16 protein-coding genes are annotated in these 21,899 nt (G+C 50.4%); 10 read left to right on the top strand and 6 right to left on the bottom strand.

The features are described from left to right. The first annotated feature begins 35 nt into the window (after nt 1-35). From C233_RS0113095 to C233_RS0113120, 6 genes are read left to right on the top strand one after another with little or no spacing between them, the layout of a single operon-like run. Nucleotides 36-2,204, top strand: coding sequence for a DUF4493 domain-containing protein (locus C233_RS0113095; RefSeq protein WP_018668024.1), 2,169 nt, complete (start codon nt 36-38; stop codon nt 2,202-2,204). Between the two features lie 13 nt (nt 2,205-2,217). Next, nucleotides 2,218-2,952, top strand: coding sequence for a hypothetical protein (locus tag C233_RS0113100; protein WP_018668025.1), 735 nt, complete (start codon nt 2,218-2,220; stop codon nt 2,950-2,952). Between the two features lie 6 nt (nt 2,953-2,958). Next, the gene (locus tag C233_RS0113105; protein WP_018668026.1) at nt 2,959-3,837 is read left to right on the top strand and encodes a hypothetical protein; all 879 of its coding nucleotides are present in this window, start codon (nt 2,959-2,961) and stop codon (nt 3,835-3,837) included. A gap of 5 nt (nt 3,838-3,842) precedes the next feature. Next, nucleotides 3,843-5,432 carry a PCMD domain-containing protein gene (locus tag C233_RS0113110; protein ID WP_018668027.1) on the top strand — a complete coding sequence of 530 codons (1,590 nt, stop codon included), beginning with the start codon at nt 3,843-3,845 and terminating at the stop codon, nt 5,430-5,432. A gap of 12 nt (nt 5,433-5,444) precedes the next feature. Further along, nucleotides 5,445-7,148, top strand: a complete 1,704-nt coding sequence (locus tag C233_RS0113115; RefSeq protein ID WP_025068829.1) for a DUF4493 domain-containing protein — start codon at nt 5,445-5,447, stop codon at nt 7,146-7,148. 18 nt (nt 7,149-7,166) lie between these two features. Further along, complete coding sequence (locus C233_RS0113120; protein WP_018668029.1) at nt 7,167-7,955, top strand: DUF4493 domain-containing protein; 789 nt, start codon at nt 7,167-7,169, stop codon at nt 7,953-7,955. Between the two features lie 157 nt (nt 7,956-8,112). On the opposite strand, the gene C233_RS0113125 is transcribed toward C233_RS0113120, so the two are convergent. After that, nucleotides 8,113-9,018 (bottom strand): metallophosphoesterase, encoded by a 906-nt coding sequence (locus tag C233_RS0113125; protein WP_018668030.1) that lies wholly within the window; start codon nt 9,016-9,018, stop codon nt 8,113-8,115. A 128-nt stretch (nt 9,019-9,146) separates the two neighbouring features. Between C233_RS0113125 and menA the strand changes: the two genes are divergently transcribed. Beyond that, nucleotides 9,147-10,058 (top strand): 1,4-dihydroxy-2-naphthoate octaprenyltransferase, encoded by a 912-nt coding sequence (gene menA / locus C233_RS0113130; RefSeq protein ID WP_018668031.1) that lies wholly within the window; start codon nt 9,147-9,149, stop codon nt 10,056-10,058. Nucleotides 10,059-10,206: 148 nt separating this feature from the next. Here the strand turns inward: menA and rfbB are convergent, their stop codons facing one another. The 3 genes from rfbB to C233_RS0113145 all read right to left on the bottom strand — a co-directional run bounded on the left by rfbB (nt 10,207) and on the right by C233_RS0113145 (nt 12,924). Next, nucleotides 10,207-11,346: a dTDP-glucose 4,6-dehydratase gene (rfbB, locus tag C233_RS0113135; RefSeq protein ID WP_018668032.1), complete on the bottom strand. Its 1,140-nt coding sequence runs from the start codon at nt 11,344-11,346 to the stop codon at nt 10,207-10,209. Nucleotides 11,347-11,420: 74 nt separating this feature from the next. Continuing rightward, nucleotides 11,421-12,296, bottom strand: coding sequence for a glucose-1-phosphate thymidylyltransferase RfbA (gene rfbA / locus C233_RS0113140; protein ID WP_018668033.1), 876 nt, complete (start codon nt 12,294-12,296; stop codon nt 11,421-11,423). A 136-nt stretch (nt 12,297-12,432) separates the two neighbouring features. Next, the gene (locus C233_RS0113145) at nt 12,433-12,924 is read right to left on the bottom strand and encodes a metallophosphoesterase family protein (protein ID WP_018668034.1); all 492 of its coding nucleotides are present in this window, start codon (nt 12,922-12,924) and stop codon (nt 12,433-12,435) included. A 58-nt stretch (nt 12,925-12,982) separates the two neighbouring features. On the opposite strand from C233_RS0113145, the gene C233_RS0113150 reads away from it, so the two are divergent. Both C233_RS0113150 and C233_RS0113155 read left to right on the top strand, forming a co-directional pair. Continuing rightward, a complete protein-coding gene (locus C233_RS0113150; RefSeq protein WP_018668035.1) occupies nt 12,983-15,037 on the top strand; it encodes an RNA degradosome polyphosphate kinase in 2,055 nt (684 codons plus the stop codon). Nucleotides 15,038-15,187: 150 nt separating this feature from the next. Then, entirely contained in the window at nt 15,188-17,431 is a 2,244-nt protein-coding gene (locus tag C233_RS0113155) for an inorganic phosphate transporter (RefSeq protein WP_025068828.1), read from the top strand. 249 nt (nt 17,432-17,680) lie between these two features. Here C233_RS0113155 and C233_RS0113160 read toward each other — a convergent pair whose 3' ends face one another. Continuing rightward, nucleotides 17,681-19,111: a CCA tRNA nucleotidyltransferase gene (locus C233_RS0113160; protein WP_025068827.1), complete on the bottom strand. Its 1,431-nt coding sequence runs from the start codon at nt 19,109-19,111 to the stop codon at nt 17,681-17,683. 82 nt (nt 19,112-19,193) lie between these two features. On the opposite strand from C233_RS0113160, the gene C233_RS0113165 reads away from it, so the two are divergent. After that, nucleotides 19,194-20,024, top strand: a complete 831-nt coding sequence (locus C233_RS0113165; protein WP_018668038.1) for a hypothetical protein — start codon at nt 19,194-19,196, stop codon at nt 20,022-20,024. Between the two features lie 137 nt (nt 20,025-20,161). Here C233_RS0113165 and C233_RS0113170 read toward each other — a convergent pair whose 3' ends face one another. After that, a complete protein-coding gene (locus C233_RS0113170) occupies nt 20,162-21,796 on the bottom strand; it encodes a M64 family metallopeptidase (RefSeq protein WP_018668039.1) in 1,635 nt (544 codons plus the stop codon). Nucleotides 21,797-21,899 lie beyond the last annotated feature (103 nt).

The raw sequence follows: 21,899 nt of genomic DNA on the forward strand, positions 1-21,899 counted from the left end.
CAAAGAGGCGCTTATCGTAAATTAAGCAAAACACGATGACAAAGAAATACTTTAAATACCACCTGCTATCCATAGCGCTGATTTCATTCATCGCCTGTACGGAGAGGGATACCCTGGGCGGGGAAGGGACACTTCATCTGAAAGTCGGCGTTACCGACCGGGTGAAAGTCACTACCCGCACCATGACCGACGAGCTGCAAGACTCCCTGCAACGCCATTGTACAATCGGCATCCTCAACGGAAAGGGAACCGTCCGCCGCTATGAGGGAACGGACGAACTTCCGGAAGCCCTTTACCTCGCTGCCGGAAGCTACACGGCGCAGGTAACGGCAGGAGATTCGGTTCCCGCATCCTTCGAAACCATATACTATAAGGAAGAACGCCCCTTCGATATCAACAGCGGAGAAACCACGAACCTGGAACTGACCTGCGGTATAGCCAATACAGTAGTGGCAGTACGGTACGATGAAACATTGAGTTCCGTTTTCCAGACTTATAAAGTTACGGTTTCCACAACGGGCGGAAGCTTGGACTACCTTCCCGAAAGCAAAGACTCTATCGGCTATTACATGCTGCCGGCAGACGACAACAAGCTGCTATGGCATCTGGAAGCCACTATGCCCGACGGCACGGGCTACACAAGGAAAGAGAGCATTCTGGACGTAAAACCCGCCTACCGTTACGACCTGTTCTTCAACTTCGTGCCGACCGACTACAAGGACGGCGGCGGCACGGTAGAAATCAGCGTCAATGCCAACCCGATAAGGGAGATTACCGACGAAGTGCAAATCTACCAACGCCCGGTTTTCCGCGGCGAGGACTTCGACATAACATCGTCCGCATTCTATGAAGTAGGTATGGGCAAAGAGCTGTCGTACACAGTAACCGCCACATCCGTGCTCAACGAACTGTCCATGCACTGCGAACAATTCACGCAATGCGGGCTTCCCGCCCGGATGAACCTTATGAAACTGACGGAAATGGAAAGAGGACGCCTGGAAACCGCCGGGCTATCATTCAAATCCGAATACAACGCCGGCAACAGCGTGGGCATTACACGCGTAACCTTCTCCGACGACCTGATGAAGAAAATCACCGGAAAAGAAGGAACTTACAACATAACACTGCATGCAACCGACGCCCGCGGCCGTACCAACGAAAGAGTGCTCGCCATATCCGCCTCCGATGCGGTGGTGCTGACTAAAGATGCCGCAGAGGGCGATATATGGACTTCGAAAGCCGTCCTGCGGGGTGGTCTGATGAAAGACACTTCCGACCCGCTGATATTCCGTTACCGGACAGCCGGCTCATCTGCATGGAAAGAAGCGCCCGCTACGCTAAACGGTAAGGAAATGACAGCCTCAATCACCGGATTAAAAGTAGCCACCACCTACGAATACGTAGCGGTAGCCGGCCCAAAAGCCTCCTCCGTAGTTTGCAGGTTCACGACCGAAAAGGCAGCCCAGCTTCCGAATGCCGGGTTCGAGAACTGGCACGGTTCCAAACCCACCTACGTCTATGAATCCGGCGGAACGATGTTCTGGGATACCGGCAACCACGGTTCGCAAAAGGCCGGTACGGACATCACTACCGCAGACGGTTCCGTAGCGCATAGCGGCAACTACTCAGCCAAGTTGGAATCCAAGTTCGCCAGCATGTTGGGCATCGGGCAATTCGCTGCCGGCAACATATTCTCCGGCAAATACCTGGCTACCAACATGGACGGTGTCGTCGGGAACGGCGTACTGGGCTGGGGACGTCCGTTCGCCTCCCGCCCCACAGCGCTGCGCGGATATATACGCTACCTATCCAATACGGTAAACTACAACAATAAATGCGAATTCATCAACCAGGGTGACCCGGACATAGGAAGCATCTTTATCGTGCTGGGCAACTGGCCGGGCGAGACTTACGGCGGAGAAACATGGCCGGTAGTAGTCAAGACCAACTACAAAAACCTGTCCCAAGCCCAGTTGTTCGATGTAAACAGCGAATACATCATAGGTTACGGTGAAAAGAACTTCACTGCCTCGACGGAAGGAGAAGGAATGATTGAATTCGACATCCCGGTCGACTACCGTTATACCAACCGGAAACCGACAGCTATCATCATCGTAGCCTCATCCAGCAAATACGGCGACTATTTCAGCGGCGGAACAGGAAGTACGATGTGGCTCGACGACCTTGAATTAGTTTACGAATAAAATCATCCGTGAAGTGAAACAAAAAGCAATCATCATAGCATTAGCCCTGGCAGCTATCGTATGCGGCAAAGTGCGGGCGCAGGAGTTCAAGCGCCAAATAGAACAAAGCACATTCGTGCCTAAGGGACAGTGGATAGCGGGAAGCTCGATATCCTACTCCGAACATACCGAGGACAACTACCAGTTCCTGATTATCGACGGCTTCAAGTCCGACGGCTATACATTCAAGGTCAGCCCCCTGGTATGCTATGCATTTAAGGACAACATGGCAGCCGGCGGCCGGTTCGCATACAGCCGTTCATTGATAAAATTAGACGGCTTGACGCTGAACATCGACGACGACAACCAGTTCGACATCAACGATTTGTATCAGTTGAAACATACATATTCCGGCATGCTGATTCTGCGCAACTACATCAGCCTGGGCAAAAGCAGGCGGTTCGCACTATTCAATGAAACCCAATTGGAATGGTCGGGCAGCCAGTCCAGGGTGATAAACGGAAAAGACGAATCCGTTACCGGCACTTTTGCCACTACCACCGGAATGAGCATCGGAGCAGCTCCAGGCATCGTTGCATTCATCAACAACTATACTGCCGTAGAAGTCAGTATCGGTGTGCTCGGGCTGAATTTCAGCAAAACCAAACAGGTTACGAACCAGGTGTACCAAGGCGAACACTCGTCGAACAGCGCCAACTTCAAGATAAACTTATTTTCCATAGGGCTGGGACTGGCCTTTTATCTGTAAACGAGGATGAAGAAGCTACTTATATATATGGTGTACATCATGGCGGGCACGGGAGCGGCCGGCGCACAAGAAATGCGGCAGGCAATGCCCCAAGCGCAAGACTCGATACGGGTACACACGGTTTACGTACACGACACGATATACATCGGGCGGCCGGCAGCAGAAGCAACCCGACCGGACAGCTCGGAGATTATCTATACCAAACCAGTCGGACGCTTCGACCGGGGAATTATCAACTACCGCTTTATCCCCAAAAAGAAATGGGTGGGCGGGCTGACATTCTCCTATATAAACTACGATGGCGAAGACAGCCGGATGCTCTTTTCATTGATAAAAGACTTCGATTGCAACTTCCGCACACTGTCCGTCAAACCGTTTATAGGCTACGCCTTTAAAGACAACATCGTAATCGGGCTGAAAACCGGCTATAACCACACCGTAGCCGACCTGGGCAACATATCGCTGAGCATCGACGACGATTTGAGCTTCGACCTCAAAGACATACGCTACTCGGAAGACTCGTACAGCATCGCCCTGTTCCACCGCTCGTACGTAGGGTTGGATAAAGGCAAACGCTTCGGCTTCTTCAACGAAAGCTCGCTCTCCTACACCAACGGAAGCAGCACCTTCACCCGCGGAAGGGACGAAACATTGAAACGCACGGAAACCACCATACACGAGATACACCTGGGGCTGAACCCCGGCGTTGCCGTATTCATAATGGAGAATGTATGTGCCGAGATGTCGTTCGGCGTCGTCGGATTCAAGTACAGGATAGAGAAACAAAAGAACAATGAAGGCGAAGTAGGAAAGCGCAATACCAGCGGTGCAGACTTCAAAATCAACCTGTTCAACATCAATATAGGAATTACACTTTGCTTGTAAAATCAATGAAGAAAATACGTACATATACAACCGGACTGTCCCTGGCACTGGCAAGCCTGCTGGCCTCGTGCATCGAGAACAATGTGCCCTACCCCACTATAAAGCTCGACATCACCGCGCTCGAAGTAGAGGGGCAGACCGCCGGCGCGGTTATCAGCACGGAGAACCGCACGGTGACGGTAACCCTGGCCGACACCGTAAACATGAAAAAAGTATATATCAAGAAAGTGGAAATGACGGAAGGCGCAAGGAGCATCCTGCGCCCGGATACCACTTTCGACCTGACAAATCCCCAAACGGTTATCCTATCCCTCTACCAGAACTATCCGTGGGAAATCATAGCCAAGCAACCTATCGACCGTCGTTTCGTGGTGGAAGGGCAAATCGGCGAAGCCGTTTTCTACGTAAGCGAGAAAGAGCGGAGAGCTATCGCCTACGTAAGCAAAGAACACGATTTGTCCGAAATCAGAATCAAGGAATTAAAGTTAGGGCCTACCGGCTCCACCATACACGGCTACGACGGCAGCTCTGCGGTAATGAACTTCACGGGCGGGCAGCCGCAAATCGTAATCGTCACCTACCGGGATATACTGGAAGAGTGGACGCTCAACGTATTCGAGACGGATGCCGTTAAGCTGACGGCGGCAGACGGCTGGGTCAATGTAGCCTGGCTGTACGGAGAAGGGCTCGAAGGCGAAGACAACGGTTTCGAAATACGCGAGGAAGCCACCGGAGAATGGCAGAAAGTCGATGCCTCCTATATGATGACTACCGGCGGAACCTTCTCCGCCCGTATCCCCCACCTCAAAGCCTCTACGACCTATGCCTGCCGCGCCTATTCGGGAACCTCCGTAAGTACGGAAAAGACCTTTACCACTACAACCGCCGTAGAACTGCCCAACGCCTCCTTCGACTACTGGAGCATGGACGGCAAAGTGGCTAACCCGTGGGAGGAGAACAGCACGCCGTTCTGGGACACCGGCAATACAGGCGTAACAACCGCCAGCCAAAGCAACTCCACCTCTACCGACGACACGGCCACAGGAAGCGGCAAGGCAGCCAGACTGGAATCGAAGAACGTAATCGTGAAATTTGCCGCCGGCAACTTGTTTACAGGTAAATTCGTCAAGGTAGACGGCACGAACGGCATCTTAGACTTCGGCCAGCCGTTTACGGGACGCCCCACGAAGCTAAGGGGATACTACAAATACACCACCGCGCCTATCACCGATTTGCCCAAGGAAGGCAGCCAGGACTATACGCGTTTCCAGGCCTACAAAGGGGTGCCCGACACATGCGCCATTTACATCGCCCTGGGCGACTGGAACGAGCCGATAGAAATACGTACCCGCCCGGAAAACCGGAAGCTGTTCGACAAGAACGACGAACATGTCATTGCCTATGCCGAACTGTACAACGGAACTACGACTACGGAATACAAGAAGTTCGAATTGAATTTGGAGTACCGTGCCACCGACCGCGTACCCACCTACATCGTCATCGTATGCTCCGCAAGCAAATACGGCGACTACTTCGTAGGCGGCAGAGGGAGTACGCTCTGCGTAGACGAGTTCGCCCTGGATTATGATTACTGACAATAAGAGAATATGAGAAACGGAATGCGATACATATTGATACTGTGCCTGTTCTTCGGGAGCATAAGCTGCCAGAAAGACAGCTTGCAGCCTCCGGGCAAAGGCAAAGGACGGCTCGTGCTGAAAGATGTAGAGATTTCGGTAGAAGCCTCTACGGAAGTAATCACCCGTACCCCAAGCACCTTTACAGCACCGGCAGCCTCCGAATTGACATACCGGGTAACCGACACGCAGACGGGAGAAACCGTATATGACCGGACGGGAGAGTTTACGTCATTAGTATTGGACGAAGGTTCCTACCGGTTAGAAGCATCGTACGGAACGGAAACTATGGGAACAGCCCCTTACCTATATGCCGCAACCGAGGAATTCCAAATTGTAAAGACTACGGAGATAGTCCGAAGCCTTTCTGTAAAACTATCGTGCGCAATCGTACATCCGGCAATAACGGACAAGCTGCTCGAGCAGTACAGTATATACAAGATAGAGGTTTCCGACGGAACAACGACGCAGGAAATAACCAACAATACCGACTTCTTCGTACCGGCAGGCAAGGATTATACACTGACGCTATCAGGGACAAATGCCTTGAACGAAGCCCAATCGAACTCCTGGGAACTGAAGGGAGTACTTGCAGCCAACCGCTATACACTGAACTGCAATCCGGACTTGCCCTCGTTCACCCTGCCGGAACAGGCGGAAGGAGACGTATGGAGCACATTCATATACATTACCCCCATGACGGCAGCCGATATGAGCTCCAAACCGGAAATGACGGAAAAGGTATTGGCTAATATCGTGTACGAAGCTTCGTCGGACGGGACAAACTGGATACAAGCCGTCCACGACAATGGAAAAACCGTTATAAAAGAGCTTATCCCCGGCAGCCGATACACTATCCGTTCGCGTTTCGGGGCTGTTACCTGTTCCAATGCGCAGATTGTAACGACAGAACAAGCCCGGCAATTGGAGAATGGAGATATGGAGACATGGGAAAAAGTAGAATTTGCAAAAGCATATGATGATTACTTCTACGACTATTTTTTAGGAAGCCAATCCAATCATATATGGGAAACCAACAATACCGAAGGTCTAAATGGTGCAACAACCCATGCAACCAGTAATATAGGAACTTATTGGAGGTGGTGTGCAGGAACCCAAAGCACCTCCGATGTATCAGCCATAGATACCGATATCCAATCGGCAAGTGCAGCGGAAATATCCACTTTGGCATTCTATAACGATAAAATCACAGGCTGGTACGTAGGGACTATAAGTTCCAACAAGATTATCAGCAACTGGTTATCATCCAGTCATCGGGAATGTATAGGATTGCTTTATACAGATATGACTCCCATAACCTCAAGACCTCTTTCCATATCGTTCGATTGCAAATACGCCCCTATAACAGGAGACTATGCCCCTATAACCATATCCATTTACGACAATGACAAAAATAAGATAGCTACGGACATATCGCACAATATTACAACGGAAATCAGTGAATATACAAAAGTCACATTAAAAATAAACTATACCGACTTACAACGGAAGATTGCCTATATAAGCATACGGTTCCAGTCGGGTGTAAATACAAATTACACGCTTATGCATGTTTCGCAAGGAAGCTATAATTCAAGCCCCAGAGTAAGAGACCGCGTTGTGGGCAGTGTCCTCAAAATAGACAATGTTGTCCTGAACTATAATTACGAATAATAAAACTCGAATATAACAATGAAAAAACTTTTAACTTTAGCAGGAATCGCCCTGATAGCAGCAGCCTGCACCGGCAATGACGAACCCGCACAAGAATGCGGACAGATTAACCTTACTTTGGAGAACTCCACCGCTCCGGAGATAGAAGTGAACACCCGTACAATAACAGACCTTACGGAAACAGACGCAAAGGATTACAACATACAAGTACTCCAGGACGGCAGTGTCAAGCTGGAATCGACCAATTACCTGACTTTCAAGAATACAACCTTCATCTTTCCCATAGGAAGCGGCTACACAGTGACGGCAGAAAGCTGCACGGAAGAAAATGCCAAAACGGCCAATGACGGAACGGGGCAAATACGCTATTTCGGAACAAGCGACCCCTTCGTTATCCAAACCAACGAGGTAAGCAACGTCAAAGTTACCTGTACCATGGCCAATGCCAAAGTAAGTATAGACTACGATGAAGTATTCGCACAGGTTTTCAGCGGTTACACCGTTACAGTCTGCACGGAAGCAGACCCCTCACGGGAAATGATATTCGACAGCGACGGTAAATGCAAGGACACGCACGATGCCGCATTCTTCAATATAGACACCCAGAACCCCAACCTGAAATGCACGGTTTCCGGCTCGTACAAAGGCAACACACGCACAGCCACGCAAACCATTCCACTCGAAGCGGCAAAATGGTATAAGCTGAATATCAAGACCAGTGCCAGCGGCCGAATCGATATGGGCATTTCCGTTGACGATACCGTGGAAGAAACGACACAAGATGTAGAAGTCAACCCCTATTTATAGTCGAAATTCTTTTTCACCGCAGATTACGGTTACACTGATTAACACAGATTATTTTTCGGATTACCCGATAACGAAAATAAAAATATACAAATCTGTATTAACCGGTGTAATCTGTGGTGAATTATGTAATCAGCGGTGAACCTCGCCCGTTACGCGCTCATTCCAGCCGCCGCAGCGTAATCACCGCCACCTCGCTCGGTGCAAACAGACGGATGTTCTTGCTGGAAGTGCCTATGCCATTGGTTATAATCACCGGAGTGCCGTTAGAGTTATACCTCAACCCGGTAAGGAAGCGCTGCCCGTAATGGGACGGAACGACAGGGGCATACAGGCCGAACAAAGTAACCTGCCCGCCATGCGTATGCCCGGCAAGTACCAAATCGGCATTGGTCACGGGGACATCCTCCGCATAGTCGGGAGTATGCGTCAGAAGCACGACAAAGTCATCGGAAGACAAGGAGAGCGTGGGCGACTGCCCGTTCTCTCCCAGATTGAAAGGGTTACGTACCCCCGCTATCAAAATCCGCTCACCGCCCCGTTCCAGGGTATCGACCTTATGCTCCAGCAAACGGATGCCCTGGCGCTCCATTTCCTCCAGAATATCATCATAACAAGCCTCGTAATCGTTATTTCCGAGAACGGCATAAGTACCCAAAGGCGTTTTTACCGCCCCCAGCGCCGCTACAACAGCCGGAACATATTCGCAACCCTCGTGCAAGTCGCCCCCTATCAGCAGGGCATCGGCATGTAAATTGTCCAGCAGGCGGGTAACATCCCTCAGCCCTTTTTCCTTAAGCAAACTCCGGTAATGCAAGTCGGATACAAAAGCCAGCCGGCAACCGTCGAACGCGGCAGGGACATCACGGTGTGCAAACTCATACTGCCTGACCCGCTTCACATTCTTATACCCGGATGCGGAAACCTTAGACACCCGGACGGAATATTCGCCGGGTAGAGGCGAACTGAAATGCTGCACAGAGCGGCAGGAAGCGAAAAGCCACAACGCCAAAACGGAAAGATACAGCAGGCTCCCGAACTCTTTACAAGGCGATATCCGATACATAGACCAATCTTTATTCGATGAAACAAACAATTTTACCCGGAGAGAAGCACAAAGATAACAAATCCTTTGCTTATCTTTGTCCTATAACTTGCTAAAAACGGAACATGAAAGCAATCTAAAAACAGGATATGAAAGCAATAACCGCCAACTCACTCCGCGCATGGATACTCGCCGCCCGCCCCAAGACGCTAACGGGAGCCCTTATCCCCGTACTGATAGGTTCTTCCCTGGCATTTGCCGACGGCAGTTTCGATATGATACCGGCATTGCTGTGCGCATTGTTTGCCGGAGGCATGCAGATTGCCGCCAACTTCATTAACGACCTTTACGACTACCTGAAAGGCAGCGACCGCACAGACCGCCTGGGCCCGGAGCGCGCCTGCGCACAAGGCTGGATAACTCCCATAGCCATGAAACGGGGAATAGCCGGCATGCTCGTATTCTCCTGCCTCATGGGGTGCGCACTGCTGCAACAATGCTGGGGACGGTTGCCCCACGGCGGTTGGGAATTGATTCTGCTGGGATTGCTCTGCGTAATATTCGCATTCTTATATACCACTATCCTCTCCTACCGGGGGTGGGGAGACTTGCTGGTGTTGGTTTTCTTCGGCTTCATCCCCGTAGGCGGAACTTACTATGTACAGGCACACACCATTACGGCCGACGTATGGGTGGCCTCGCTCATCTGCGGGCTGGTAATAGATACCTTGTTAGTCGTCAATAATTATCGCGACCGCGAGCAGGATGCCCTCAGCGGCAAGCGCACGCTGGTTGTACGTTTTGGAGAACCTTTCGGACGGTATCTGTACCTCGGACTGGGTGCGGCGGCCGTCCTGCTCAGCATGTGGTTCGTATATGCCGGTAAGATAGAACCGCTCGCCTTTATCTGGGCTCCTTGCGCCTATCTGTGCCTGCATGTCCTGACCTGGCGCAGAATGGCGGCTATACGAAGCGGAAAGAAGCTGAACGGCATATTAGGCGAGACTTCGCGCAATATGCTGTTCTTCGGACTACTGCTAAGCCTTGCGTTGGCTCTATGAACAAGGTGGCAGGGCTGTCCGCATCCCCGGACGGGGCGGGATGCACCTACGGTCGAGGTATTATTAAAAGCCTTCTAATATAACATTAAAAGCCTTTTAATCTGCAATTAAAAGGCTTTTAATTATTCATCACCTCAGGAAAGAGGGTTTATCGCTTCCCGTACATCTTCTCGTAATAGTTCTGGTAATCGCCGCTGGTAACTTCTTCCACCCAGTCCTGGTTATTCAGATACCATTCGATAGTCTTTACGATACCGGTTTCGAACTTCGTTTCGGGATACCAGCCCAGCGCATCCGTTATCTTGGTGGGGTCGATAGCATACCGCTGGTCGTGGCCGAGGCGGTCTTTCACGAACGTTATCAAGTCCTCGTTTATCCAACTGATGTCTATCTGGCCGTCGACGCCCTTGCTTTGCTTCTTCAAGACGGAACGGTACTTCGGCTCTTCTTCCATGAGACGGCGGATAGTGGCGATAGTGAGCTTCACAATCTCCAGGTTGGTCTTTTCGTTGTGGCCGCCTACATTGTAAACTTCGCCCTCCGCTCCTTCGCGCACCACAAGGTCAATAGCCTTGCAATGGTCTTCTACATACAGCCAGTCGCGTACATTGCTGCCGTCGCCATATACCGGAAGGCTCTTTCCTTCGAGGATGTTCTTTATAATGAGCGGTATCAGCTTCTCCGGGAAGTGATACGGGCCATAGTTATTGGAGCAGCGGGTAATGGTAACAGGCATCTTGTAAGTATCATGGTATGCCATTACCACCATATCGGCACTGGTTTTGGAGGCACTGTACGGACTGTGCGGGCAAAGCGGCGTTTTTTCCGTAAAGAAGCCTTCCGCTCCCAGCGAACCGTATACCTCGTCGGTAGACACCTGGTGGTAGCGCACTCCCTTGCGCCAGGTAGGATAGCCGGATTCGTCCTTACCCGTTACCCATGCACGGCGGGCGGCGTCGAGCAGGTTTTGAGTGCCCAGGATGTTCGTTATCAGGAAAAGCTGGGGATTCTCGATACTGCGGTCTACGTGGCTTTCGGCGGCGAAGTTCACCACATAGTCGAATTTGTACCGGGCAAACAGCTCGTCGGCAAGGACACGGTCGCAAATGTCGCCCTTGACGAAGAAACAACGCTCGTCATCGATGTCTTTGGCAATCGTACCCAGGTTTCCGGCATAAGTCAGGGCATCCAATATCACCACGATTATGTCATCGTGCTTTGCCAGGATATATTTAATATAATTGGCTCCGATAAATCCGGCAGCACCGGTTACAAGATAAGTCTTCATTGATTTATAATTTATGGGTTATTTCATTATATAAGCTACTGGCTCTCGAGCGCCGTACTTACTGGAATTTCAGCTTACTGGCGGTAAGAGGCGGCAAGTTCCATCAGGTATTTGCCGTATTCCGTCTTGCCCTGTTGTTCGCCGAGGCGATAGAGCCGGTCGACGTCTATCCAGCCTTTGCGCCAGGCAATCTCCTCGATGCAGCTCACGCGAAATCCCTGACGGTTCTGTATGGTGGCAACGAAATTGCTTGCTTCGAGCAGGCTGTCGCAATTGCCCGTATCGAGCCAGGCGAAACCACGGCCGAAAAGCTCCACTTTCAGCGTGCCTTCTTCCAGGTAAAGACGGTTGAGGTCGGTAATTTCGTACTCGCCACGGGCGGACGGTTTCAGAGCGGCGGCTTTTGCCGTCACCGTAGCGTCGTAGAAGTATAAGCCGGGAACTGCATAATTGCTTTTCGGATGTGCGGGCTTCTCTTCAAGGGAAACGGCCTTGCCGTCGGCGTCGAACTCCACCACTCCGTAAGCGCGGGGGTCTTTTACGTAGTAGCCGAAGATGCACGCGCCTTTTTCAATGGAGGCGGCACGCTTTAGCATCGCCGAGAAGCCTTGTCCGTAGAACATATTGTCGCCCAGGATAAGGCAGCCCGCCCCGCCGTCCAAGAATTCCGCTCCGAGCACAAATGCCTGCGCCAGTCCGTTGGGCTTCTCTTGTATCTTATAGGAGAAAGACATTCCGAGCTCCTCGCCCGTCCCCAACAATTCGCGGAACATAGGTAGGTCGCGCGGAGTGGAGATAATAAGCACTTCACGTATTCCGGCCAGCATCAATGTAGAGAGGGGGTAGTAAATCATGGGCTTGTCGTAGACCGGCATAATCTGCTTGGAGATAGCCTTGGACAATGGATAGAGACGAGTGGCGCTGCCACCTGCAAGAATAATTCCTTTCATATTTCAGTTCTTTATTGGATTGACTTCAAATGTAGAATAAAATAAGAAGGAGGACTATGCCCCACGGCTCTCGTTGCTATTCAAGGGTGCAAAGTTCAGAAAAAGTTCTGACATAGCAAAATTATAGGGACATAAATCAGCCTGCGAGCTCTATGACTTCAAGGTCTTTGAACACGCCGCCGTCTATGACGAAGCGTACCATGGTACGCACTTTATGGAAGCCGTAAATGCCTGCCGCACCGGGGTTTATATGGAGCATGCCCAATGTCTTGTCGAACTTTACCTTCAGGATATGGGAATGTCCGCTGACGAACAGCTTGGGCGGACGCACCATGATGCTGCCTTGTATGGAGGGGTCGTACTTGCCGGGATAACCGCCGATGTGCTTCATCAGCACTTCCGCACCGTCTACCGTAAAACGGAGCACCTGCGGGTAAAGCCGGCGCAGGTCTTGCCCGTCTATGTTGCCGTACACCGCACGGAACGGGCGGAAAGCCGCCAGCTTCTGTGCAACTTCCAATGTACCGATGTCTCCCGCATGCCATATCTCGTCGCACGGCTCGAAGTATTGCAGGTACTTCTCATCCCAATATCCATGCGTATCCGAGAGTAAACCAACTTTTGTCATCTTTCCTTTGTTTATATGTGCAAAGGTAACTATATTTGGAAAATAAACCTAATCTTATATGGAAAGCAGATATTTCAAACGCGACATCAGTTGGCTGTCATTCAACTACCGGGTATTGTTGGAAGCAGAAGACGATACGCTGCCGCTGTATGAACGCATCAACTTCATATCCATATATTCGTCCAACCTGGAGGAGTTCTACAAGATACGCGTAGCAGACCATAAGGCCATAGCGACCGGCGCTGCGCACAGCGATGAAGAAAGCGTACAGTCTGCCGTACAGTTGGTAGCCGAAATAAACGAGGAGGTAAACCGCCAACTGGAAGAGCGTATCCGCATTTACGAACGGAAGATATTGCCCGCACTGCGGCAGCATCACATCATTTTTTACCAGAGTCGCAATGTAGAGCCTTTCCATAAAGATTTCCTGCGGAGCTTCTTCCGGGAAGAGATATTTCCGTATCTCTCTCCCGTGCCCGTCAGCAAGGATAGGGTTATCTCATTCTTGCGCGACAACCGCCTTTACCTCGCCGTGCGTCTGTATTTGAAGGGGGTTCCCCAGAACGCCCCCAACCGTACGCAATATTTCGTAATGAAGTTGCCTTACAGCAAGGTTCCCCGTTTCATCGAACTCCCCAAGCATGGAAAGAATTATTACCTGATGTTCATCGAGGATATCATCAAGGCCAACCTCGACACGATTTTCCCCGGTTATGAGGTAGACAGCAGCTATTGTATCAAGATTTCGCGGGATGCGGACATCCTGATAGACGAGTGTGCCAACACGTCCGAGATTATAGAACAGGTAAAGACGAAAGTAAAGAAGCGCAAGATAGGGGCTGTATGCCGCTTCGTGTACGACCGCGCCATGCCGGACGATTTCCTGGATTTCCTGGTGGATGCTTTCCGCATCAACCGCCAGGAGCTGGTTCCGGGCGACAAGCATCTTAATATGGAAGACCTGCGGCATCTGCCCAACCCGAATCGCGCCGTACGCCCTATCCGCAAGCCCCAGCCTATGAAGCTGACTTGCCTGGACGAACGGGAGTCTATCTTCAAGTACGTGGAAAAGAAGGATTTGCTGTTGCATTATCCGTATCACTCTTTCGAGCATTTCATCCACTTTCTGTACGAGGCGGTGCACGAACCGACCGTGCGGGAAATCATGGTAACCCAATACCGCGTTGCAGAGAATTCCGCGGTTATCAACACCCTGATAGCCGCCGCGCAAAACGGTAAGAAGGTAACCGTTTTCGTAGAGCTCAAGGCGCGTTTCGATGAGGAGAACAACCTGGCAACCGCCGAGATGATGAAGGCTGCCGGTATCAACATCCTGTTCAGCCTGCCCGGACTGAAGGTGCATGCCAAAGTAGCCCTTGTGCTGCGCCGCGACAGGCAAGGGCACAAGCTGCCCAGCTATGCCTATATAAGTACGGGCAATTTCAATGAAAAGACTGCCACGCTTTATGCCGACTGCGGGCTGTTTACCTGCAACCCGGTACTTGTAAACGACCTGCACAATCTGTTCCGTACTTTCCAGGGCAAGGAGAATCCGGTGTTCCACCGTTTGCTGGTGGCGCGTTTCAACCTGATACCGGAGCTTAACCGCCTCATCGACTATGAAATAGAGCTGGCAAAAAAGGGCAGGCAAGGGAGGATTATCCTCAAAATGAATGCCCTGCAAGACCCCGCCATGATAGAGCGGCTGTACGAGGCTTCGCAGGCCGGCGTAAAGATAGACCTTATCGTGCGCGGCATCTGCTGCCTGATTCCCGGACGGAAATACAGCCGTAACATCCGTGTAACACGTATCGTGGATACTTTCCTCGAGCATGCCCGCGTATGGTACTTCGGAAACGGCGGGAAACCGAAGCTGTTCCTCGGCTCGCCGGACTGGATGCGCCGCAACCTGTACCGCCGCATCGAAGCCGTAACTCCTATCTTAGACCCGGACTTGAAGCGGGAGCTGTCTGATATGCTCTCCATTCAGCTATCGGACAAGCGCAAGGCTTGTTTCGTAGACGACTGCCTGCGCAACCGTTGGAAATCAGCCCGTCCGCAAAAGGAGAAGATACGGTCGCAATATACGTTCTATGAATATTTGAAGAAGTGAAAACCGGAGGGGGGGAAGCCTGGCTGTGCGTTAACATAATGTACTGCCAACCTTCGACTTCGAGCTTTCTTGTAACATTTCTGTAACATGTATGACATTTCCCTGCAATACGAAAATCGTTTCTTTGCGGCCAGAAACAAAATACATATTATGGAAACTATCTACTTATGCATTGTCATTTTCCTGTTCGTCCTCGCGGTTTTCGACCTCGTGGTAGGTGTCAGCAATGACGCAGTCAACTTTCTACAGTCCGCTGTCGGAGCAAAGGCGGCATCGTTCAAGACCATACTGTTCATTGCTGGTGTGGGTGTATTTATCGGTGCTGCCCTGTCCAACGGAATGATGGACATCGCCCGCCACGGTATTTACCAACCGGAGCATTTCTACTTTGCGGAAATCATGTGTATCCTGCTGGCCGTCATGCTTACGGACGTAGTGTTGCTGGACGTATTCAACACTATGGGAATGCCTACATCCACCACCGTATCCATGGTTTTCGAGCTGCTGGGCGGTACATTCGCTCTGTCGCTCATCAAGGTTTACCAGAACGACGGCTTAGGATTGGGCGACCTCATCAACACAGACAAAGCACTGTCCGTTATCATGGCGATTTTCGTGTCCGTAGCCATTGCGTTCTTCTTCGGTATGCTGGTACAATGGCTGGCGCGTGTGATATTCACCTTCAACTATACCAAGAAGATGAAGTACAGCATCGGTATCTTCGGCGGTATCGCAGCTACTTCAATCGTTTACTTCATGCTGATAAAAGGGTTGAAGGACAGCTCTTTCATGACACCGGAGAACAAGCATTGGGTACAGGAAAACACGACCATGCTTATCGGCTGTTTCTTCGTGTTCTTCACCGTATTGATGCAGGTGCTGCACTGGTGCAAGGTAAATGTATTCAAGGTCGTGGTACTGCTGGGTACTTTCGCCCTTGCCCTCGCCTTTGCCGGCAACGACTTGGTTAACTTTATCGGTGTACCCCTCGCCGGCTACTCTTCTTTCGTTGATTATACCGCAAACGGCAGTGCCGCAGGCCCGGACGGTTTCCTGATGACCTCTCTGCTCGGTCCCGCCAAAACTCCGTGGTATTTCCTTTTCGGTGCGGGCGTTATCATGGTTTATGCGTTGTGCACTTCCAAAAAAGCTCATAACGTAATTAAAACTTCCGTAGACCTTTCACGCCAGGACGAAGGCGAGGAAAGCTTCGGAAGCACTCCCATAGCGCGTACGCTGGTGCGTTTCAGTATGACGATAGCCAACGGGATTTCCAGGGTTATGCCCGAGAGCGGCAAGCGCTGGGTTGAAACCCGTTTCCAGAAGGACGAAGCCATTATCGCCGACGGCGCCGCATTCGACCTGGTGCGCGCTTCCGTGAACCTGGTACTCGCCGGTCTGCTGATTGCTCTGGGTACTTCATTAAAGCTGCCTCTTTCTACTACCTATGTTACGTTCATGGTAGCCATGGGTACTTCCCTTGCCGACCGTGCGTGGGGACGCGACTCCGCCGTATTCCGCATTACCGGCGTACTGAGCGTTATCGGCGGTTGGTTCATCACTGCCGGAGCAGCGTTCACTATCTGTTTCTTCGTTACCATAATTATCCACTTCGGCGGAACTGTTGCCATTATCGCTCTTATCGCCCTGGCGGTATTCATGCTGATTCGCAGCCAGGTAATGTACAAGAAGCGTAAAGAGAAAGAGAAAGGCAACGCCACTATCAAGCAACTGATGCAGAGTACGGACAATATGGAAATCCTGGAACTGCTGCGTAAGCATACCCGCGAGGAGCTCGGCAGAATCCTGGAATTTACGGAAGATAATTTCGAACGCACCGTTACTGCCTTCCTGCATGAGAACCTGCGCGGATTACGCCGGGCAATGGGTTCCGTGAAATTCGAGAAGCAGTTGGTGAAGCAGATGAAACGTACCGGTACTCTTGCCATGTGCCGCCTGGATAATAATACGGTACTGGAGAAAGGACTTTACTATTACCAGGGCAACGACTTTGCCAGCGAGCTGGTTTACAGTGTAGGCCGCCTTTGCGAACCGTGCCTGGAGCATATCGACAATAACTTCAAACCGTTGGATACAATCCAGAAAGGCGAATTTGCGGATGTAACGGAGGACATCGTTTACCTGCTTCAAGTATGCCGCCACAAGCTGGAGGTGAACGATTATACCAATATCGAAGAGGAAATACGCAAGGCCAACGACCTGAACGGCCAGCTCTCCCACCTGAAACGCGAAGAGTTGCAGCGTATTCAAAGTCAGTCCGGCAGCATCAAGGTGAGCATGGTGTACCTGACGATGATACAGGAAGCACAGAATATAGTGACTTACTCTATCAACCTGATGAAAGTAAGCAAGAAGTTCCAGGCGGAGGAATAAAAGAGGGTGTAAAAGCTCTCTTTTACCGCAGGATTACATGGCTTGACATGGATTTCTTGGGGACATTTACTGAATATCCCTTTTTAATTACTTAGCGAAATGATGTAGATTTCACTGGTTTTATTTTGGACAGAAGAACAAAAGAGCTGGTTTCTCTCTTTTTGTTCTTCTGTTTTTCTTTTCGTTCTTCTGTCTGAAAAATAAAATCCGTGTCAATCAATCTGCAATGAGTGTGTCACCCCTCCCGCTTTACCGTTGTTTAAGCCCCATTTTTTCTGCCCGTTGCAACATAAATGCGCGGGCAGCTTCGTATTCGTTAGGGATGACGCCGTCCAATATGGCATCTTTGATAGCGCTTTTCAATGCGCCTACTTGCTGGCAGGGGGGCAAACCGAATATCTTCATAATCTCCTCACCGCTGACAGGGGGCTGGAAGTTACGGATGCGGTCGCGCTCTTCCAGGTCTTTCAGTTTCTGGCGTACCAACTGGAAGTTGTTCAGGAAACGCTGCTTGCGCTCCATGTTTTTGGAGGTAATATCGGCTTCGCACAGTGTCATAAGGTCGTCTATGTCATCGCCTGCCTCGAACAGCAAACGGCGGACAGCCGAGTCGGTCACCACATCATCCGCTATCACGATAGGACGCATATGCAGCCCTACCAGTTTCTGCACATATTTCATCTTCTCATTCATCGGGAGCTTCATTTTCCGGAAAATATCGGGTATCATCTTCTCGCCGATGAAATTATGGTTATGGAATGTCCAGCCGGCACGGGGTTCCCAGCGTTTGGTAACCGGCTTGGCTATATCGTGCAGGAGGGCACTCCAACGCAGCCAGAGGTTATCGGTCTTTTTGCTGATATTGTCGAGCACTTCGAGCGTGTGGTAGAAATTGTCCTTATGCGCCCTTCCGTTACGGGTTTCAACGCCTTGCAGGGCAACCAGTTCCGGAAAGATAAGTTGCAGCAATCCGGAACGGTCTAAGTCTATAAATCCTTTGGACGGAACGGGAGACAGCAGTATCTTGTTCAGTTCGTCCGCAATGCGCTCTTTGGATATGATAGAGATGCGCTCTTTGTTACGGCACAAGGATTCGAAAGTATCGTCATCGATGTAGAAATTCAGTTGGGTGGCAAAACGGATGCAACGCATCATGCGCAACGGGTCGTCGCTGAAAGTGATGTCCGGGTCGAGCGGTGTGCGAATGGTTCGCTCTTTCATATCTTCCATACCGCCGAAAGGGTCTACCAACTCTCCGTAACGTTGCCGGTTCAGGCAGACAGCCAGCGCATTGATAGTGAAATCCCGCCGGTTCTGGTCATCTTCCAGCGAGCCGTCCTCTACGACAGGTTTGCGCGAATCGTGTGTGTAGGATTCCTTGCGCGCACCCACGAATTCCACTTCCGTTCCACGGTATTTTAACTGCGCCGTACCGAAATTCCTGAAAACAGAAAGATGCGCACCGCGCCCCAAGCGTTTGGCAAGAGCCTCGGCCATTACAATGCCGCTGCCTACTACCACCACATCGATATCTTTGGAAGGGCGTTGCAGGAATATGTCACGCACGTAGCCGCCGACTACGTAACATTCCAGTCCCAATTCGTCCGCCGTTTCGGAAATCCGTTTAAATATGTCGTCGCTGAAACGTTGCTTCAGTTCTTCTGTCGTCAATTCAATCATTTGCCAATAAATCATTTTGAGGGTGCAAAGATACGGATATTATTTTTTATTTTTGTCCCCGCTAACATCAAGAATCAAAAATATGAAGAAAGCAGCATTCTTTGCGTGCCTCTGCTGCACGCTCTTCTCTTGCAGCAATGTAGAGAAAAAAGCAAGCGAGAAACTTCAGGTAGCCCGCGAGGCCTTCGAACGCGGAGATTACAGCGAAGCGAAGATACAAATCGACAGTATCAAGATACTCTACCCGAAAGCTTTCGAAACACGGCGCGAGGGTATAGGGCTAATGCGGCAAGTGGCACTGGGAGAGCAGGAAAAAACGCTTCTCTACCTGGACAGCATGCTCCAAGAGAAACAGAAAGCGGTAGATGCAATCAAGGAGAATTATGTTTTCGAGAAGGATGCCGAATACCAGAAAACAGGCAATTACCTGCATCCTTCACAAGTAATAGAAAAGAACCTGCACCGCTCTTACCTGCGTTTTCAAGTGGACGAAAACGGGGTTATGAGTATGACTTCTATCTATTGCGGTCCGTATAACATTCATCATACGGCGGTAAAAGTAACCGCCCCCGACGGCAGTTTCGCCGAGACTCCTGCCGCTAAGGACAGCTATGAGACGACCGATTTGGGAGAAAAGATAGAAAAGGCCGATTATAAGTTGGGAGAAGACGGCAATGTAATCTCTTTCCTCAACCTGAACAAAGACAAAAACATCCGTGTAAAGTATCTCGGCGAACGCCCTTATTCCACTACCCTATCCCCGAACGACCGCAAAGCGGTAGCCGCCGTTTACGAACTGGCGCAACTGTTGTCTTCTATCACAGAGATTAAGAAGAATATGGAAGAGGCTAACCTGAAGATTGAATTCATAAAACGTAAGATAGCGGAGGAAGAGAAGAAAGAGGCGGAATAGTAAGGGGCGGAGTTCGGTTCACCGCAGATAATACGGGTTAGCACAAATTACCGGTTTTGATAGTCAATTACTTGGTTTCAATTTGTGCTAACCCGTATTATCTGCGGTAAAAGAGAGTTTTGATACCCTCCATTGCTTTAGAAATCCAATGCCTTATCCGTAAAACGCGGATGTGCGAACGGCCTGCCCGGAGCGGTGGCGGCTCTCGTAACAGTACGGGACTGTACATTGCTCTGCAAGTCGAAAGCTACAAAATTTTCATAAGTCGGTGTTACCCCACGACCCTCTTTCATTATCCGGTCGTGGATAGCCTTACGCGAAGGTGCATTGAAACCTACCGTATTACTGTTCATCATACTGTCTTCCGAAGGACGGTAAACGTCAAATTCAAAGGTACAAGCGCCTTCGAATACTCCCAAACCTTCGGCTGCATAGCGGCTATCGTTCAAGAATTGCGCCCAAAGTACCGCATCCGGCTCATCGGTAAGGTCGACATTCTGCGCCCAGCCCAACTCCTGTAACTCCTTTACCTGGCTGGCTTTTTCCAGCGATATAGCCCCCGAATAGGAATATTCGTCTTCCAGTTTGGCAAAACCATGTCCTATCGCCTCATGCGTCAATACCTGCCTGAAATATTCGCTGTCCAGGCTTTCTATGACCGGACAATAGGCAATGGCAAACTCTATCCTGTTGCCTGCGGCATCGGTATATCCGAAGAAAGTCGTACCTGCATACGCCGTCGAATTGAGTACGACAACTACCAGCGTCTTTGTATAGTCTATATCCGGCACACACCGCATGTATGCCTGGATAACTTCATCGTTTCCCTCGACATAAGTGCTGCTTCCTCCTTCCAGTTCACAGCTAAAAGCCGTTTTATATCCGGAACCGAAGATGTTATTCTCCGACACGGCCGTTACCGCATATACATCGAAATAAGCACGGAGTGATTTGACAGGTTCTTCCGAGAAAAGATTTTCCAAGGCCTTGTCCATTACCTTGTCGTACGTACCGTCGGCTATTTCCGTATCGATAAACCCGTCTCCCATGATAACGATTGGAATGCCGTTTCCCTCGGTGGCAGTCTGCATGACACGCACGGATTTGTCCTGGGAATAATCCGTAGACGAAGATGCGGATACGCCCTGCTGTACTATGGTGACAGTATTCAACACGATTTCTTCCGAACCGTTGTCCTTGACGAATACAATCTCGGCAGTCCGCGGTTTTGCATCCGTATTTTCAGAAACGACCAAACGGACACACCAGGCAGTAACGGAACGAGTTTCGACAGGTTGTGTCAGCCAGTCGTTTTCCGTGCTGTAAATCTTCAGTTCATCTTCCGGAACATTGGTAAGGAACTCGATTTCCAGCTTACCGCCCTCTTTCGCCACATCGTAATCGGACTGCTCTACCAGCACATAGTCCGTAGGGACCTGCCGCAGAACAATCTCCCGGCTCAGTGTTCCCGAAGTCAGCGTAAGGACAGCCGTACGGACATTTCCCGTAGTATTTTCGCTCCGGGCGGTAACGGTAACCTCTGCCGCCCCGGCACTTCCCGATGACGGAGATACGGACAGCCAGTCGGCATCTGTCTTTGCCGTCCACTCGCGCATACTCGTGAAAGTGATTATGGCCTGCGAATTCGATTCTGAAGCAATAACGATATCTTCGGCGGTATCGATAGAAAAGCCAGGTTCCGTTTCGTCCTCCGTACAAGACACGGCAAGAAAGAAACTCAGGAAAAGCAAAAGATATAGTTTTGTCTTCATAGCAACCGGGAATTATTATTTCCGTAAAAATAGAACAAAAAGATATTTAGTTCAAAAAGGAATCGACAAATATAAATAAAAATAAGGCAAAAACTGTATTTAT

Source organism: Bacteroides gallinarum DSM 18171 = JCM 13658 (assembly GCF_000374365.1).
GTDB lineage: Bacteria > Bacteroidota > Bacteroidia > Bacteroidales > Bacteroidaceae > Bacteroides > Bacteroides gallinarum.

Coding starts and splice junctions, on each gene's coding strand:
- C233_RS0113095 (WP_018668024.1), top strand. CDS start 36: ATGACAAAGAAATACTTTAAATACCACCTGCTATCCATAGCGCTGATT.
- C233_RS0113105 (WP_018668026.1), top strand. CDS start 2,959: ATGAAGAAGCTACTTATATATATGGTGTACATCATGGCGGGCACGGGA.
- C233_RS0113110 (WP_018668027.1), top strand. CDS start 3,843: ATGAAGAAAATACGTACATATACAACCGGACTGTCCCTGGCACTGGCA.
- C233_RS0113115 (WP_025068829.1), top strand. CDS start 5,445: ATGAGAAACGGAATGCGATACATATTGATACTGTGCCTGTTCTTCGGG.
- C233_RS0113120 (WP_018668029.1), top strand. CDS start 7,167: ATGAAAAAACTTTTAACTTTAGCAGGAATCGCCCTGATAGCAGCAGCC.
- C233_RS0113125 (WP_018668030.1), bottom strand. CDS start 9,018: ATGTATCGGATATCGCCTTGTAAAGAGTTCGGGAGCCTGCTGTATCTT.
- menA (WP_018668031.1), top strand. CDS start 9,147: ATGAAAGCAATAACCGCCAACTCACTCCGCGCATGGATACTCGCCGCC.
- rfbB (WP_018668032.1), bottom strand. CDS start 11,346: ATGAAGACTTATCTTGTAACCGGTGCTGCCGGATTTATCGGAGCCAAT.
- rfbA (WP_018668033.1), bottom strand. CDS start 12,296: ATGAAAGGAATTATTCTTGCAGGTGGCAGCGCCACTCGTCTCTATCCA.
- C233_RS0113145 (WP_018668034.1), bottom strand. CDS start 12,924: ATGACAAAAGTTGGTTTACTCTCGGATACGCATGGATATTGGGATGAG.
- C233_RS0113150 (WP_018668035.1), top strand. CDS start 12,983: ATGGAAAGCAGATATTTCAAACGCGACATCAGTTGGCTGTCATTCAAC.
- C233_RS0113155 (WP_025068828.1), top strand. CDS start 15,188: ATGGAAACTATCTACTTATGCATTGTCATTTTCCTGTTCGTCCTCGCG.
- C233_RS0113160 (WP_025068827.1), bottom strand. CDS start 19,111: ATGATTGAATTGACGACAGAAGAACTGAAGCAACGTTTCAGCGACGAC.
- C233_RS0113165 (WP_018668038.1), top strand. CDS start 19,194: ATGAAGAAAGCAGCATTCTTTGCGTGCCTCTGCTGCACGCTCTTCTCT.
- C233_RS0113170 (WP_018668039.1), bottom strand. CDS start 21,796: ATGAAGACAAAACTATATCTTTTGCTTTTCCTGAGTTTCTTTCTTGCC.